Genomic DNA, 15800 nt, shown 5'->3' with positions numbered 1-15800 from the left:
TTCACGACCAGCGCTCCCGGATCAGATCCGGGACGACGGATCAGCCCCGCTTGAGCTGCGTCACGTCACGCACCGCGCCGCGCGCCGCGCTGGTGGTCATCGCCGCATAAGCCTGCAACGCCGCCGAGACCTTGCGCGGACGCGGGTGCACCGGCGACCATGCCGCGTCACCGCGCGCTTCCTGCTGGGCACGGCGATGGCTGAGCACTTCGTCCGAGACCATCAGGTTGATGGTGCGGCCGGGGATGTCGATCTCGATCGTATCGCCGTTCTCGACGAGGCCGATCTCCCCACCTTCCGCCGCCTCGGGCGAGGCATGGCCGATCGAGAGGCCCGAGGTGCCGCCCGAGAAGCGCCCGTCGGTGAGGAGCGCGCAGGCTTTGCCGAGGCCCTTCGACTTCAGGTAGCTGGTCGGGTAGAGCATTTCCTGCATGCCCGGCCCGCCGCGCGGCCCTTCGTAGCGGATCACCACCACGTCACCCGCCGCGACCTGTCCGCCAAGGATGCCCGCCACGGCGGCATCCTGCGATTCGTAGACGCGCGCGGTGCCGGTGAACTTGAGGATCGAATCGTCCACGCCCGCCGTCTTCACGATGCAGCCGTCGCGCGCGATGTTGCCGTAGAGCACGGCAAGGCCGCCGTCCTGGCTGAAAGCGTGCTCCTTGGAGCGGATGACGCCGTTCTCGCGGTCGAGGTCCAGCGATTCCCAGCGGCGCGACTGGCTGAAGGCAGTCTGCGTCGGCACGCCGCCCGGTGCCGCCTTGAAGAATTCCTGCACCGACGGCTCGTTGGTGCGGCTGATGTCCCAGCGGTTGAGCGCATCGCCCAGCGTCCGGGCATGAACCGTCGGCAGATCGGTGTGGAGCAGGCCCGCGCGGTCCAGCTGGCCGAGGATAGCCATGATGCCGCCGGCGCGATGGACGTCCTCCATGTGCACGTCGTTCTTCGCCGGGGCGACCTTCGAGAGGCACGGCACCTTGCGGCTCAGGCGGTCGATGTCGGCCATCGTGAAGTCAACGCCCGCCTCAGCGGCGGCAGCCAGCAGGTGCAGCACGGTATTGGTCGAGCCGCCCATCGCGATGTCGAGGCTCATGGCGTTCTCGAACGCCTTGAAGCTGGCGACATTGCGCGGCAGCACGCTTTCGTCCTCCTGCTCGTAATAGCGCTGGCACAGGTCCACCGCGAGGCGGCCGGCCTCGAGGAACAGGCGCGCGCGATCGGAGTGGGTCGCCAGCGTCGAGCCGTTGCCGGGCAGCGAAAGGCCCAGTGCTTCGGTCAGGCAGTTCATCGAGTTGGCGGTGAACATGCCCGAGCACGACCCGCAGGTCGGGCAGGCGGAACGCTCGATCGCCTTCACTTCCTCGTCGGTGTAGCTCTCGTCGGCGGCGGCGACCATGGCGTCCACCAGGTCGAGCGCGGTTTCCTTGCCGCGCAGCACCACCTTGCCCGCTTCCATCGGCCCGCCCGAAACGAACACGACCGGGATATTGATGCGCATCGCGGCCATCAGCATACCGGGCGTGATCTTGTCGCAGTTGGAGATGCAGACCATCGCGTCGGCGCAGTGGGCGTTGACCATGTATTCGACGCTGTCGGCGATGAGGTCGCGGCTGGGCAGCGAATAGAGCATGCCGTCATGGCCCATGGCGATGCCGTCATCGACCGCGATAGTGTTGAATTCCTTGGCGACGCCGCCCGCCGCCTCGATCTCGCGCGCGACCAGCTGGCCGAGGTCCTTGAGGTGGACGTGGCCGGGCACGAACTGCGTGAACGAGTTCACCACCGCGATGATCGGCTTGCCGAAGTCCCCGTCCTTCATGCCCGTCGCGCGCCAGAGCCCGCGCGCACCCGCCATGTTGCGGCCGTGAGTCGAGGTGCGTGAACGAAGGGCGGGCATTGTCGGAACTCCGATTAGTCATGGGCGCACGAGTTTTCGCGCTGTGTTGGAGCCGCCCCTACACGGTGATTGATTTCAATTCAACGTGAGTTTTTGCAATTATATTTCATGCGAGTTTTTCGACGACCGCCGCGCAGAGCTGCTTCATCACGTCCGCCCACTCCGCCTGCCCCGCTTCCTCGGCGATGAGGTCCTGGCGGATCTCGATGCTTAGATACGCGAGCCCGTTCGGCTCGGCATGGCGGTTCATCGAGGCGTTGAGCAGCTTGCCCGAATAGGGCTCCTGATCGCCGGTGACGAAGCCCTGCGCCTCCAGCCAGGGAATAGCGATGCGCGCGGCGCGCTCGTCCTCGTTGTACAGCACGCCGACCTGCCACGGGCGCGGCTTGGTGCAGGTGGCGAGGCCCGGCGTGAAGCTGTGCAGCGAGAGGATCAGCGCGGGGGGCGTGGCCTCAAGCTGGGCGGACAGGGCATCGTGGTAGGGGTCGAAGAACCGGTCCACCCGCGCCTGCCGCTCCTCGGGCGTCAGGACATTGCCCGGGATCACGTAGCCGTCGCTGATCTCGGGCATCATGCCCGGGACGTCGTGCTTGCGGTTGTAGTCGCACACGAGCCGGCTGACGTTGCCGAGCCAAGCGGCCGTTCCGTCCTCCACCATACGTTCGGCGATGGCGGCCACGCCGATGTCGATGGCGATGTGTTCGTCCAGCAGCGCATCCTCGATGCCGAGGTCGATGTCATCGGGCACGCGGTTGGAGGCATGGTCCGATACGACCAGAACGCCGCCCGAAACGGGCGTGCCGAGCAGGCGGTGGAATTCGGTTTCCAATTCAGACCTCCGATCTTGCCGGATCGACCTTACCGCAACTTGCCCTGCATTTGCCACCAGTGCGGGTGAGTCCCAGCCAGCTTATCCGCCGCCGCCTGCGCCTGGCCCACGGTATCGTAAAGCGCGAAGCACGTCGCGCCCGAGCCCGACATGCGCGCCAGGAACGGCGCGGTGGCGCGCAAGGCTGCGAGCACATCGGCCACCGCAGGGCAGATCGCGATGGCCGGAGCCTCGAGATCGTTACGCCCCTCGAGAGCGATCGCACGAACGGAACCGGTGGGCATTGCGCCGCGATCGACGCCGTCCCATGCCTTGAACACAGGCCCGGTCGGCACCGCCTCGCGCGGGTTGACCAGCAGTACAGGGGCGCCCGTCAGGTCGCTCTCGACGGGGTGGAGATCGGTGCCGGTGCCGGTGCCGATACAGGTGGTGGACAGCACGCAGGCGGGCACGTCAGCGCCCAGCTTCGCGGCGCGCAACCGCCAGTCGTCGGGGAGACCCGCGCTGCGCTCGACCATGCGGAACACCGCGCCCGCATCGGCCGAACCACCGCCGAGACCCGCCGCGACAGGAAGGCGCTTTTCGAGATCGACGGCCCAGCCCGTTTCACGCGGCAACGTCGTCAGTGCCTTGGCGACGATGTTGCCGAAGGGGTCCTCGATCAGCTGCGCGAACTCGCCGTGGGTGGCGAGGCTGTCGGCTGCGGCGGGCGTGGCGCGAAGCCGGTCGCCGTCATCGACGAAGGCGAACAGCGTTTCGAGTTCGTGATACCCGTCCTCGCGGCGACGACGGACATGCAGCGCAAGGTTGATCTTGGCGTAGGCGATTTCGTTCACCCGCCATCCTCCCCCTCTGGGGGAGGGGGACCATCCGCAGGATGGTGGAGGGGCACAGGCCGCACCTTCTGCTTTCGCTGCAAGCGCTCCCGGCAGACCTCGACAATGCGCACAATCGCCACGTTCACATTCTCCAGCACGACCTTCGCGGGAACGCGCAATGTCGCCACTCCCTGCGAACGCAGGAAGTGCGAGCGAGCCGCGTCCCCGTCTGCTGCGCGCATAGAGTCGTGCGCGAAACCGTCAACCTCGATGGCGAGAGAAGCAGCGGCGCAGTAGAAGTCGAGGATGAAGTTTCCCGCCGGATGCTGGCGACGGAACTTGAAGTCTGCGGGGCGCTTGCGCAGTTCGCGCCACAGTAGGACTTCGGGCAGCGCCATCTCGCTGCGCAGCTTGCGGGCGAGTTTTACGCTGCGGCGCGGGCCTGTGATCATGCGCGGAGGCTATCGGGATAGAGGTTACGTGACGTGTTAAATTCGCGTCACGTAAGCCGCCTGTGCCCCTCCACCACCCTGCGGGTGGTCCCCCTCCCCCGATGGGGGAGGATTTACATATTCGGGTAGTTCGGGCCGCCGCCGCCTTCGGGCGTGACCCATTCGATGTTCTGGGTCGGGTCCTTGATGTCGCAGGTCTTGCAGTGGACGCAGTTCTGCGCGTTGATCTGCAGCTTCGGACCATCCCCCGCATCGAGGAACTCGTAGACCCCCGCCGGGCAGTAGCGTGCCTCAGGCCCCGCGTAGACCGGCAGGTTCACCGAAGTCGGGATGCTCGGATCCTTCAGCTTGAGATGGACCGGCTGGTCTTCCTCATGGTTGGTGAAGGAGTACGACACGCTGGTCAGGCGATCGAAGCTGATGACGCCGTCGGGCTTGGGATAGGCGATCGGCTTGTACAGGTCGGCGCGCTGCGTTTCCGACGCATCGGTGTGATGCTTCATCGGCTTGGCGAGGCCGAAGCCGAACAGCGTGCGCAGCCACATGTCGGCGCCCGCGAGGATCGTGCCCAGCTCGCCGCCCCACTTCGCCACCATCGGCTCGGCGTTCTGGACGAGCTTGAGTTCCTTGGCGATCCAGCTGGAGCGCACCGCATCGTCGTAGTCCTGCAGGGTGTCCTGCTCACGACCGGCCTTGATGGCGGCGGCGATCGATTCGGCCGCCAGCATGCCGCTCTTCATCGCCGTATGGGTGCCCTTGATGCGCGGCACGTTGACGAAGCCCGCCGAGCAGCCTGCCAGCACGCCGCCGGGGAACGCCAGTTGCGGCACCGACTGCCAGCCGCCCTCGTTGATCGCGCGCGCGCCATAAGCGACGCGCTTGCCGCCTTCGAGGATCGCGCGGATTTCCGGGTGCTGCTTCCAGCGCTGGAATTCCTCGAACGGGTAGATGTACGGGTTCTTGTAATCGAGGGCGGTCACGAAGCCCAATGCCACCTGGTTGTTGGCCTGATGGTAGAGGAAGCCGCCGCCCCAGGCGTCGTTCTCGCTCATCGGCCAGCCCTGGGTGTGGATCACGCGGCCGGGGACGTGCTTGTCCGCCGGGATGTCCCACAGTTCCTTGATGCCGATGCCGTAGATCTGCGGCTGGCTGTTCGCCTCGAGATCGTACTTCGCCTTGAGGCGCTTGGTCAGGTGACCGCGCGCGCCTTCGCAGAACACGGTGTACTTGCCCAGCAGGTTCATGCCCGGCTGGAAGTCGCCCTTGGGATTGCCCTCGCGGTCGACGCCCATGTCGCCGGTCTGCACGCCGATCACGGCGCCGTTGTCGTCATAGAGGATCTCGGCGGCGGGGAAGCCGGGGAAGATCTCGATCTCCAGCGCCTCGGCCTGCTCGGCCAGCCAGCGGCACAGGTTGCCCAGCGAACCGGTGTAGTTGCCCTTGTTCGACATGAAGGGCGGCTGGATCACGTGCGGAAGGGCAAACTTGCCCTTTTTGGTCAGATGCCAGTGCCAGTTGTCGGTGACGGGAGTCTCGGCCAGCGGGCAGCCGTCCTCGCGCCAGGTGGGCAGCAGTTCGTCGAGCGCCTTGGGATCGATCGTCGCGCCCGACAGGATGTGCGCGCCGATCTCCGAGCCCTTCTCCAGCACGCAGACCTGCAGTTCCGGGTCCACCTGCTTGAGGCGGATCGCGGTCGCCAGACCGGCAGGTCCACCGCCGACGACGACAACGTCGTAAGGCATCTCTTCGCGTTCGATCATGGTAGCCCCGTGCATTCTTTTCGTGTTTAGTCGAGCGATTAAATTCACGAATGCCTTGATTGCTCCCGCGCATAAGGTCAAGACCCGCGCGATGGATCAACCGCCAAATCCGCAATTTCTGGACGATATCACAGGTGCGCTCGACTGGTGGCGGGACGCCGGGGTGGACTGCGACTTCCTCGACGAGCCGGTCGAATGGCTCGCGCCGCCCGAACAGGAAGGCGCCCCGCCGCCCCGCCGCCGCCCGGAACCCAAGCCCGATCCGGATGCTCCCGCGCCGCCCGCGAAGCTCGATCCCGCCAGCCTGCCCGCCGATCTCGCGGCCTTTTCGCCGTGGTGGCTGAGCGAGCCGCTGCTGTGCGAAGGCGGCCCCGCTGCGCGCGTCGCACCGCACGGCAAGGCCGGTGCCGAGCTGATGATCGTGGTCGAGGAACCCGAAGCCGAGGACAGCGAAACCCTGCTCTCCGGGCAGCACGGCAAGCTGCTCGACGCCATCCTTACCGCGTTCGGCACCGGGCGCGAGGACGTTTACCTTGCCAGCGCCCTGCCCCGCCACACACCGGGCGCGGATTGGGCCGCGATGAGCGAGCGCGGAATCGGGCAGGTTCTGCGGCATCACGTGAGTTTGGTGGCTCCTAAGAGGCTGTTTGTCCTTGGTGGAAACGTCCTGCCGCTAATCGGCCACGAATCGCCGCATCGGCCTGCCATGTTAAGGACTTTCGATCATGAAGGGGGATCGATACCCCTGCTCGCCTCCTGGGCGCTGCCTGCCTTGCTCGCGCAGCCGCGTGCAAAGCCGGTGCTCTGGAGGGCCTGGTTGGAATGGACCGCGTCCTGAGAGATGCGGCCATCGGTCAGCCGGAGCATGTGGATCGCACAGGATCGCGGGGAATACCTTTGAAACGACTTATCAGGGCCGGACTGTTGACGGGTGCGTGCATAGCCGCCTCCGTGTCTGCGGCACCGGCCTTTGCAAACAGCGCTGCGGTCGATTACTTCCGCACCCGCGCCGACCGTACTGCGGTTCCCTCGCTGCTCAGCCAGGATGATCGCACGTATTACAAGGCCATGTTCGACGCGATCGACGCGAAGGACTGGTCGACGGTCCAGAAGATGCTGGCCGACCGTCCTGACGGTCCGCTCCACCAGCAGGCCCGCGCCGAATACTATCTCGCTTCCGGCTCTCCCAAGATCGAGCTGAACGACCTGCAGAGCTGGCTGTCGCAGGGTGCCGAACTTCCCGGTGCCGACCAGATCAGCCGCCTCGCCCTGAAGCGCGGCGCAACCGCGGTTCCGCAGCTTCCCACCGAGCAGAGCTTCGCCCGCCTGCCGACCATCGCCAAGCGCGTCCGCCCCTCCTCGATCAACGACGGCACGATGCCCGCAGGCATCGCCAACGGCATCAACGACCGCATCAAGAACGACGACCCGATGGGCGCGCGCCTGCTGCTCGACGGGATCGACGCCAACCTCTCGCCCTCCTCGCAGGCCGAGTGGCGCCAGAAGGTTGCCTGGAGCTTCTACATCGAGAACCAGGACGCAAACGCCTACCAGATGGCGCAGATCGCCGCGCTGGGCCAAGGTCCGTGGGTGGGCGAGGCGTGGTGGACCGCCGGGCTTGCCGCATGGCGCCTGGGCGATTGCGACGGCGCGGCCGACGCCTTCGGCAAGGCGGCCAAGTCCTCCGATAACGCCGAACTGACCGCCGCCGCGCATTACTGGAACAGCCGCTCGCTGGTCCGCTGCCGCAAGCCCGAGCAGGCCGGCGCCGCGCTGCGCCTCGCCGCCGCGCGCGACGAGACGCTCTACGGGATGCTGGCCGCCGAACAGCTCGGCCTCAAGTTGCCCGAGCAGCACGCCGCCGCCGACTTCACGCAGGCCGACTGGCAGGCCCTGCGCGCCAGCCCCAATGTCCGCACCGCCGTCGAACTCGCGGAAATCGGCAAGGATGGCCTCGCCGACGAAGTGCTGCGCCATCAGGCGCGCATCGGCGATGCCTCCCAATATGCGCCGCTGACCCGCCTCGCCCGCGATCTCGGCCTGCCCGGCACCCAGCTGTGGATGGCCTACAACGCCCCTTACGGCGGAAAGCCCGAGCCGGCCACCCGCTTCCCGACTCCGAAGTGGACTCCGGTCGGCGGCTGGAAGGTCGATCCCGCCCTCGTTTACGCGCACACGCTGCAGGAATCGGTGTTCCGCGCCAGCGCGGTCAGCCCGGCGGGCGCACGCGGCCTGATGCAGATCATGCCCGCCGCCGCGCAGGACCATGCGGACTCGCTGGGTTACAATGGCAATGCCTCGGATCTCAACAAGCCGGAGGTCAACCTCGCCTTCGGCCAGCGCCACCTCGAGACGCTGAAGAACGATCCCGGCACGCAGGGGCTGCTGCCCAAGGTCATGGCCGCCTACAACGCCGGTCCGCTGCCGGTGCGCCGCTGGAACACCGAAGTGAACTGCCAGGGCGATCCGCTGCTGTGGATCGAATCGCTCCCCTATTGGGAGACGCGCGGCTACGTGAACATTGTGATGCGCAATTACTGGATGTACGAGCGTCAGGCGGGCGGCCCTTCGGAGAGCCGCATGGAACTGGTGCAGGGCATGTGGCCGACGTTCCCGGGCCTCTCGGGATCGCAAGGCGTGCGCATGGCCTCGAATGGAGCGATCCTGCGTGGCAATCGACCTTGAGCGTACTTTCAAGCCCATCAACATCGCACTGCTGACAGTTTCCGATACCCGCACCGCCGAGAACGACACGTCTGGCGACATCCTCGCCCAGCGCATCGTCGATGCCGGGCACCGGCTGGCCCGCCGCACGATCGAGCGGGACGATGCCGACCGGATCGCCGAACTGTTCAACGAATGGATCGACGATCCCCGGGTCGATGCGATCATCTCCACCGGCGGCACCGGCCTCACCGGCCGCGACGTCACGCCGGAGGCGCTGGGCAAGCTCGGCGGCCGGGAGATTCCGGGCTTCGGCGAACTGTTCCGCTGGCTCAGCTACAAGACCATCGGCACGTCCACGGTGCAGAGCCGCGCCATGGCCGTCGTCGCGCGCGGGACTTACCTGTTCGCACTACCGGGCTCCAACGGCGCGGTGAAGGACGGCTGGGACGGCATCCTCGCCGAACAGCTCGACAGCCGCAACCGCCCCTGCAACTTCGTGGAACTGATGCCGCGTCTCACCGAGACGTGACCGGTTACGCGCCGAACAGCGGCAACCTGGCGGCCTCCGCCTCGCTCAACGCGATGCCGAAAAGGCCCTGCAAGGTCACGGCATAGTCGGCCGCATCGACGACCTCGCGCATTTGCGTTGCCCCCTCGCGATGGATGCGCAGGGATCGTTCGCTCAACGCCGCAAAGCCGTCCGGCAAGACCACGCTGGCAACATGAAGCGTGGTGAAGCGCGTGTCGGGCCGGGTCGAGGTCCAGTGGTTCGAGAGTTCCAGATCGGCGGGCACGACCTCGGCCAGATCGAAAAGATATTGCGGCTGCCAATCGCCGTGCGGCGCCGGTCGACCATCGGTGGCCTCCACCGGTCCGGCGCGTTCGAGCAGCCATTCGTCCCCGATCCGGCGCAGGCGATGCGCCGCACCGTCGGGTGTCAGCGCTTCGGCGCCGTGCTCCAGCGGCAAGGGCGGCACATAGCTGCCTCCGAAACCGGCATCTGCGATCCAGGGCCGTCCCGGTTCCGCCTCGACGAGCAGCAGCACATGCGTGCGCGGCGGGGTCGGGGCATCCTCGGCCAGCCCCATGTACACGCGCGCCAGCAGCGGACGGTTCACCATTCCCAGCGCCGCCAGCACATCGCCATAAAGCCGGTTCTGCTCGAAGCAGTATCCGCCCCGCCCCTGCACCACGAGCTTGTCGAAGACGCTCGCCGCATCGATGCGGATGCCCCTACCCAGCGGAATATCGAGGTTCTCGAAGCCGATCGACTGCCGGTGCGCGCGCTGCAGAACGGCCAGCCCTTGCGGATCGGCGGCAGGCGCGCGGGAAAGTCCGATGCGGGCGAGGTAGCGATCGATATCCATGGCGTGCGCCCTAGCCGCTCCCACGCAGCGTGGGCAAGCCTGTGGATAAAGCGGTGATATAGTGCGCAGAAGTTGGGCATGATGCGGGATAACATCGTCTGGCGTCTCTTCACCTCCACGTAACCTCCCCCGGCTATGCCGCCTGCAGACCACAGAGGCAGGCCACAGCGGAGGTGACGTGAACGAGACCGGTGCAAGACCGCCCGCCCGATGGCTGCCGCCCGGCTTGTGCGGCAGCGTGGTGGCCTTGAGCGCGCTGCTGATCGCGCATCATGTCATGGAGTTCGTCGCGGTCCTGCGCGAAGGCGTGGGCAAGGCGGCGCTGACGCTAGATTTCCGCACCTACATGTGCGGCGCGGCGAACCTGAGCACGCCCTACGATATCTGCCACAATGGCGAGTTCGTGAGCGGCTTCGTCTATCCGCCACCCTCGCTGATCTACTTCAACATGCTGTCGCGCCTGCCGATCGACACGGCGTTCCTGATCCATACCGCATTGTGCGTCGCCGTGCTGGCGATGGCCGCATGGATGGCGATGCGGCTGATCGACGGTCCGCGCCTTGCCACCAGTGCTGCGCTGTTCGCCGCGCTGGCGATCGCGCCCATCGGCACCTCGCTGGCGGCCGGGCAGGTCAATATCCTGCTCATGGGCGCGGCAGTGGCCGGCATGTACTGCGCGGCGCGAGGCAAGCCCGCAGGCGCGGGAATCGCCATCGCGCTGGGATTCTGGCTCAAGATCTATCCCGGCCTCGTCCCCGCGCTGTTCCTGACGCCGCGCAAGTGGCGCGCCGCCCTTGCCACCGTGATCGCCAGCGCGGGGTTCGCGCTGCTCGGCCTGCTCTGGGCTGCGCCGGGGCTCTATGCACAATACTTCCTCGAACTGCTGCCCCATGCACAGGCCTACACGATGCCCGGCGTCGCACAGTCGCTGGCGGGCATCGCCACGCATGTGGAAGCCGGGGGCGGGCAGCCGGTGCTGCACTTCGTGCCGATACCCGAGGCCGTGCAACTCGCATCGAAAGCGCTGCTGGCCTTGGGAATTCTCGCGGCAATGGCGCACGGCGCGATCACCCGCGAAGCCCGCCCGCTCGACAGCCTGAACCTGCTCATCTGCGCCTCGCTCGTCGCCGCACCTAATTCGTGGGGCTATCACTACGCGCTGATATTCCCGGTGATCCTGGCGGCCCTTGCGCAGACGCTGGCAGCACCGCATCCACTGCGCACCCCGCTGATCCTTGCCTGCTGGCTGGCGCTGGTGATCCCGGCGTGGACGGACCCGCCGCACCTGCTGGGACAATACCCGCTGCTCAACGTGCCTTTCCGGGGTCGCTATGCCCTGGTCGCGGTCGTGCTGGCAGGCCTGATCGCGTGGGATGCGCGCGCAGGCAAGATTGCCGCCGCCCCCGGCTCGCGCTAGCCTGCCTGCCAGGCAGCAGGGAGCCACCGGACGAATGCAGGACTTGCACGTACTTGCCGAAGCGATCGGCCTGCAACGGATCTGGTGGGACGTCGACGGCAAGGAGCAGGTCGTCACCGACACGTCCCTGCGTACGATAGCGGCCGCGCTCGGCTACCCGGCCGATACCGCCGCCGAAGTCGCCGCCAGTCTTGCCCGGATCGAAGCAGAGGCCGCAGCGCCTCCGGCGATGATCGTCATCGACGTGGGCACCGCAACGCCCCTGCCGCCTAGCCTCGCAGGCGCCGAGATCACGCTCCCGGACGGATCGATGCACCGCCTCGACACCGCGCACTGGACGCTGCCCGCCATCGACACCCCGGGCTATTGCCCGCTCTCCATCAACGGGCGGGACCTGACGCTGGCGGTCGCGCCGCGCGCTTGCCCGACAGTCGCGTCCCTCGGCAAAGGCAGGATCTGGGGACCGGCAATCCAGATCCCGGCCCTGCGCGGCGAGCGGCCGGGGCCTTTCGGGACGTTCGGCGAACTGGCGCAGGCCGTCGAGATCTTCGCCGCGCAAGGGGCGGACGCTCTCGCGATCAATCCGGTCCACGCCCTCTTCGCGGGATATGGACGCGACTTCAGCCCCTATTCGCCCTCCAGCCGCCTTTACCTGAACGGCGCGATGGGCGATCCGGCCCTGCTGGGCCTGCCGCCCCTGCCTGCCGACGCGCAAGACGGTGGGCCGCTGATCGACTGGGAAATGGCTCTCCCGCGCCGCCTCGCCCAGATGCGCGCGCTGTTCGCCGGTCTCGACGCGGCGACACGCGAACGCATCGCACGGGATAACGCCGCCGAGGGCAAAGGCTTGCAGCGCCAGGCGCTCTACGATGCGCTCGACACGCATTTTCGCGCGCAGGGCGCAAAAGGCTGGCAGGACTGGCCTGCGCAGTTCCACGATCCCGATGGCGAAGCCGCGGCGACTTTCGCGCGGGCCAATGCCGCCGAAGTGGAGTTCCACCTCTTCACGCAATGGCTGGCGCGCAAAAGCCTTGGCGAAGTGCAGCGCCGCGCGCGCGCCGCAGGCATGGCGGTCGGGCTGCTGGCGGACCTCGCGGTCGGCGTCCACACCGGCGGCGCCGACGCATGGGCGATGGGCCATGCCCTGTTGCAAGACCTCACCATCGGCGCACCACCGGACCCGCTGGGACCGCTCGGCCAGAACTGGATGCTCACCGGCTTCTCTCCGCGCGGCCTCGTGCGCAGCGGCTATGCGCCGTGGATCGCGACGATCCGCGCGGCACTGTCCACCGCAGGCGCCCTGCGAATCGACCATGCCTTCGGCCTCGCGCGGCTATGGGTCGTACCAAAGGGGCAGCCGTCCAATGCCGGCGCCTACCTCCATTATCCCTTCCGGGATCTCCTGCGCCTAGTGACGCTGGAAGCGCATCTGGCAGGCGCACTGATAATCGCGGAAGACCTCGGCACGATGCCGCAGGGCTTCGGCGCGGCGATCACCGGCCACGGAATGCTCGGCATGCGCGTTCTGTGGTTCGAGCGGGCGGCGGACGACGGCTTCATCGGCGCAGCGGACTACGATGCGCAGGCCGTGGCGATGACGGGCACGCATGATACCCCGACGGTGGCCGGCTGGTGGACCGGCCGTGACCTGCAATGGGCGCAGCGCCTCGGCCGCCTTCCCGAAGACACGACCATGGACGAAGCCGAGGCGCGGCGGGCGTGGGATCGGGGCCTGCTCTGGGCATCGCTGACGCATGACGCCGCACCGCGCCCCTCGCCCGACGATCCCGCCCCGGTGGTCGAGGCAGCCCTGCGGCACATCGGTGCCGCGCCGTGCAGCATCGCTATCGCGCCGTTGGAGGATCTTCTCGCCGAGCCGGAGCAACCCAACCTGCCCGGCACCATAACCGAGCATCCCAACTGGCGGCGTCGCCTGAATGCCCCTCTGCCGGAACTGCTCGCCGATCCGGCGACCGCCGCGCGGGTACAGACGCTGGACAAGGCGCGCAGGGAACGGCCTAGCTCCTGAACGTTCCCTGCATCAGGTAGCCGCGATCCAGTTGCCCGAGCCGCGTCACGCCAACCATCGCCATCGCCACGTCGATCTCGTTGGCGAGCAGGTCTATGGCATGCCTTGCGCCCTGCTCGCCCCCGGCCGCACAGCCGTAGAGCGTCGCGCGGCCCACCAGCACCGCCTTCGCGCCGATCGCCAGCGCCTTGATCACGTCCGCCCCGCGCCGCACGCCGCTGTCGAACAGTACAGTGGTACGATCCCCGACGGCATCGACGATCGCCGCCAGCACATCGATTGCGGGAGGCGAACTGTCGAAATTGCGCCCGCCGTGGTTCGACACCGCGATGCCGTCTACCCCCCGATCGATCGCGATGCGCGCATCCTCGGCGCTCAGCACGCCTTTCACGACCAGCTTGCCCGGCCAGCGGCGACGCAACTGCGCAACGTCGTCCCAGCACACCGAGGCGGAATTCGCCACCCGACTGACGGTGCCGGTCAGCTTGACGCCGACCTCGCGCGGATAATTGGCGAACTGCGGCAGCCCGCCTTCGAGATAGTAGCGGCAGATCACGGAGGCGAACCACGAAGGCCGCTTCAGGAAATCCGACACCAGCGTCGCGTTCGGGCGGATCGGGTTGGACATGCCCGCCCGCTTGTTGAACTCGCGCAGCGGCCACATCGGAGTATCGACCGTCAGCACCAGAACTTCCGCCCCGTTCTCATGCGCGGCTTCGACGACCTGCCAGGACAGATCGCGCCGCTCCCACAAGTACATCTGCATCCAGTGCCCGGCGGTGGCGCACTTCGCTATCTCGGCGAAACTGGTCGTCGAGCTCGTCGTCTGCGTGAAGGGGATGCCCGCCGAGGCCGCCGCGCGTGCGATCGCACGCTCGCCACGGTGCCAGAGCAGATCGGATACGCCCGTCGGCGCGATCACCAGCGGCAGCGGCTGACGGCGCCCGAACAGCTCGATCCCGGCCGAACGTTCTGCGACATCGCGCAGGGTACGAGGCAGAAGCTGGACCGCCTGCAGCGCCGCGACGTTGCGCTCGATCAGCAGATCGTCCTCGGTCCCACGCTCGATGAACTCCCAGATCGCGCGCGGCAGGCGGCGCTTCGCCAGTGCCCGGACTTGCGCGATGTTGTGGGCCTTCTTCGCGATACCCGCCATCACAGCCCTAGGTTTTCGCGGAAAGTCGTACCCTCGTACTCGGTCCGGTAGACACCGTTCCTCTGGAGGATCGGCACAACCTGATCGACGAAATCCGTCACCGAACTGGCCATGACCGTCGGCGTCACGTTGTAGCCATAGCAGCCGGTCTCGCGCCAGATACGCTCCATTTCGGCGGCAACCTGCTCGGGCGTGCCGACGATCTGTGGCTTGCCCACCGCAAGACCCCAGCGGATCGCCACTTCACGCAAGGTCAGAGGCTTGTCGTCCTCGATGTTGGCGAAAGCCTTCATCAATCCCTGCGAGGCCTGCGTCTCAATCTCGGCGAGCGGCTGGTCGAGGTCCATCCCGGCGAAATCCACGCCCATCGTGCCAGAAAGCCGCGCGAGGCAGCCGTCGATCGGCAGCTTCTCGACAAGATCGGCCAGCTTGCGTTTCGCCTCTTCCTCGGTGCCGCCGACGATGGGCTGGATGCCGAAGCTGACGCCGGGCGTTGCCTTACCCGCTGCCTGCGCGGCCTCGGCCAGATTGCCCATGAAGCGCTTCATCCCCGCGACATTGGGCTGGATCGAAAACACGACGTCGGCATGGCTCACCGCGAATTGCTGCCCGCGCCCGGAACTGCCCGCCTGAAACAGCACCGGGTGCCCCTGCGGCGAAGGCGGCACCGGCGCGACGGTCTGGCAGGAGAAGAACTCGCCCGCGTGGTCGATGAATTCGACCTTCGCGGGGTCGGCGAATACCCCTGCCTCCCGATCGGCCAGGATCGCCCCCGGCTTCACCGAGTTCCAGAGCTTGTAGCAGACCTCCATGTATTCGTCGGCGCGATCGTAGCGGCGATCGTGGTCAAGTTGCTGGAGCCCGAGCGCGCGATGCTCGCCGCGTAAATGCCCGGTGACGATGTTCCAGCCGACGCGGCCGCCCGAAAGGTAGTCGATAGTCCCCAGCTGCCGCACGATCGTCCATGGCTGGTAGGCGCTGGTCGACATCGTCGTCGCCAGCCCGAGGTGCGTGGTCACTGCCGCCAGTGCGGAGAGCAGCACGACGGGGTCCAGCGATGGCCAGCACACGCCGTACTTCACCGCGTCCTCGTGGCTGTCGCGGTAGCGGTCGAAAACACCGGGCGTGTCGGCGAAGAACATGCCGTCGAAGCGACCACGCTCGAGTGTCCGCGCAAGATCCTGCCACACCCTGAGGTTGTGCAGCGCGTCGAGGCGGTTATCGCCCGGCTGCGCCCAGCTCAGCACGGTGTGGTTGATGGGCGAATTGATCAGGAAGCTGACCAGATGGATGTGCTTGCTCATGCGTGTGCCTCTCCTGCCCGCCTGATGGAGCGGGCAGAGAGAGGTCGCAAGATCAATGTATACACTAAGTGAGCAACAAGCAGCGTGATGCGCGAAATTCAGCC

At 67.1% G+C, this 15800-nt stretch carries 13 protein-coding genes; 5 read left to right on the top strand and 8 right to left on the bottom strand.

The window, feature by feature from the left end:
• Positions 1 to 40: 40 nt before the first annotated feature.
• The 5 genes from ilvD to ACODRZ_RS17755 all read right to left on the bottom strand — a co-directional run bounded on the left by ilvD (position 41) and on the right by ACODRZ_RS17755 (position 5756).
• Positions 41 to 1897, bottom strand: coding sequence for a dihydroxy-acid dehydratase (gene ilvD, locus ACODRZ_RS17775; protein WP_488972176.1), 1857 nt, complete (start codon positions 1895 to 1897; stop codon positions 41 to 43).
• Between the two features lie 106 nt (positions 1898 to 2003).
• Positions 2004 to 2726, bottom strand: a complete 723-nt coding sequence (locus ACODRZ_RS17770) for an N-formylglutamate amidohydrolase (protein ID WP_488972175.1) — start codon at positions 2724 to 2726, stop codon at positions 2004 to 2006.
• 29 nt (positions 2727 to 2755) lie between these two features.
• Positions 2756 to 3562: a 4-(cytidine 5'-diphospho)-2-C-methyl-D-erythritol kinase gene (locus ACODRZ_RS17765; RefSeq protein ID WP_488972174.1), complete on the bottom strand. Its 807-nt coding sequence runs from the start codon at positions 3560 to 3562 to the stop codon at positions 2756 to 2758.
• Positions 3559 to 3996: an endonuclease domain-containing protein gene (locus tag ACODRZ_RS17760; protein ID WP_488972173.1), complete on the bottom strand. Its 438-nt coding sequence runs from the start codon at positions 3994 to 3996 to the stop codon at positions 3559 to 3561. The genes ACODRZ_RS17765 and ACODRZ_RS17760 overlap by 4 nt, the downstream gene beginning before the upstream one ends.
• A 113-nt stretch (positions 3997 to 4109) precedes the next feature.
• Entirely contained in the window at positions 4110 to 5756 is a 1647-nt protein-coding gene (locus ACODRZ_RS17755) for an electron transfer flavoprotein-ubiquinone oxidoreductase (RefSeq protein WP_488972172.1), read from the bottom strand.
• Between ACODRZ_RS17755 and ACODRZ_RS17750 the strand changes: the two genes are divergently transcribed.
• From ACODRZ_RS17750 to moaB, 3 genes are read left to right on the top strand one after another with little or no spacing between them, the layout of a single operon-like run.
• Positions 5755 to 6594, top strand: coding sequence for a uracil-DNA glycosylase family protein (locus ACODRZ_RS17750; protein WP_488972171.1), 840 nt, complete (start codon positions 5755 to 5757; stop codon positions 6592 to 6594). The two genes, ACODRZ_RS17755 and ACODRZ_RS17750, sit on opposite strands and share 2 nt — an antisense overlap.
• Positions 6579 to 8441, top strand: coding sequence for a lytic transglycosylase domain-containing protein (locus tag ACODRZ_RS17745; protein ID WP_488972170.1), 1863 nt, complete (start codon positions 6579 to 6581; stop codon positions 8439 to 8441). Before ACODRZ_RS17750 ends, ACODRZ_RS17745 begins: the two co-directional genes overlap by 16 nt.
• Positions 8425 to 8952, top strand: a complete 528-nt coding sequence (gene moaB / locus ACODRZ_RS17740) for a molybdenum cofactor biosynthesis protein B (RefSeq protein ID WP_488972169.1) — start codon at positions 8425 to 8427, stop codon at positions 8950 to 8952. Before ACODRZ_RS17745 ends, moaB begins: the two co-directional genes overlap by 17 nt.
• A 4-nt stretch (positions 8953 to 8956) precedes the next feature.
• On the opposite strand, the gene ACODRZ_RS17735 is transcribed toward moaB, so the two are convergent.
• Positions 8957 to 9790 carry an arylamine N-acetyltransferase family protein gene (locus tag ACODRZ_RS17735; protein WP_488972168.1) on the bottom strand — a complete coding sequence of 278 codons (834 nt, stop codon included), beginning with the start codon at positions 9788 to 9790 and terminating at the stop codon, positions 8957 to 8959.
• Positions 9791 to 9968: 178 nt separating this feature from the next.
• Here ACODRZ_RS17735 and ACODRZ_RS17730 point away from each other — a divergent pair, with 178 nt between their 5' ends.
• Complete coding sequence (locus ACODRZ_RS17730) at positions 9969 to 11207, top strand: glycosyltransferase family 87 protein (RefSeq protein ID WP_488972167.1); 1239 nt, start codon at positions 9969 to 9971, stop codon at positions 11205 to 11207.
• Between the two features lie 34 nt (positions 11208 to 11241).
• Positions 11242 to 13236 carry a 4-alpha-glucanotransferase gene (gene malQ / locus ACODRZ_RS17725; RefSeq protein ID WP_488972166.1) on the top strand — a complete coding sequence of 665 codons (1995 nt, stop codon included), beginning with the start codon at positions 11242 to 11244 and terminating at the stop codon, positions 13234 to 13236.
• On the opposite strand, the gene ACODRZ_RS17720 is transcribed toward malQ, so the two are convergent.
• Both ACODRZ_RS17720 and ACODRZ_RS17715 read right to left on the bottom strand, forming a co-directional pair.
• Positions 13226 to 14392 carry an alpha-hydroxy acid oxidase gene (locus tag ACODRZ_RS17720; RefSeq protein WP_488972165.1) on the bottom strand — a complete coding sequence of 389 codons (1167 nt, stop codon included), beginning with the start codon at positions 14390 to 14392 and terminating at the stop codon, positions 13226 to 13228. The two genes, malQ and ACODRZ_RS17720, sit on opposite strands and share 11 nt — an antisense overlap.
• The gene (locus tag ACODRZ_RS17715) at positions 14392 to 15696 is read right to left on the bottom strand and encodes an NtaA/DmoA family FMN-dependent monooxygenase (protein ID WP_488972164.1); all 1305 of its coding nucleotides are present in this window, start codon (positions 15694 to 15696) and stop codon (positions 14392 to 14394) included. Before ACODRZ_RS17715 ends, ACODRZ_RS17720 begins: the two co-directional genes overlap by 1 nt.
• Positions 15697 to 15800 lie beyond the last annotated feature (104 nt).

The sequence above is a fragment of the Novosphingobium sp. FG90 genome (assembly GCF_057808725.1).
This window is presented reverse-complemented; position numbering and strand designations above follow the sequence as displayed.

Excerpts from the sequence above, each read along its gene's own strand:
- ilvD (WP_488972176.1), bottom strand. The coding sequence starts at position 1,897 with ATGCCCGCCCTTCGTTCACGCACCTCGACTCACGGCCGCAACATGGCG.
- ACODRZ_RS17760 (WP_488972173.1), bottom strand. The coding sequence starts at position 3,996 with ATGATCACAGGCCCGCGCCGCAGCGTAAAACTCGCCCGCAAGCTGCGC.
- ACODRZ_RS17750 (WP_488972171.1), top strand. The coding sequence starts at position 5,755 with ATGGTAGCCCCGTGCATTCTTTTCGTGTTTAGTCGAGCGATTAAATTC.
- ACODRZ_RS17755 (WP_488972172.1), bottom strand. The coding sequence starts at position 5,756 with ATGATCGAACGCGAAGAGATGCCTTACGACGTTGTCGTCGTCGGCGGT.
- ACODRZ_RS17745 (WP_488972170.1), top strand. The coding sequence starts at position 6,579 with ATGGACCGCGTCCTGAGAGATGCGGCCATCGGTCAGCCGGAGCATGTG.
- ACODRZ_RS17735 (WP_488972168.1), bottom strand. The coding sequence starts at position 9,790 with ATGGATATCGATCGCTACCTCGCCCGCATCGGACTTTCCCGCGCGCCT.
- malQ (WP_488972166.1), top strand. The coding sequence starts at position 11,242 with ATGCAGGACTTGCACGTACTTGCCGAAGCGATCGGCCTGCAACGGATC.
- ACODRZ_RS17720 (WP_488972165.1), bottom strand. The coding sequence starts at position 14,392 with ATGGCGGGTATCGCGAAGAAGGCCCACAACATCGCGCAAGTCCGGGCA.
- ACODRZ_RS17715 (WP_488972164.1), bottom strand. The coding sequence starts at position 15,696 with ATGAGCAAGCACATCCATCTGGTCAGCTTCCTGATCAATTCGCCCATC.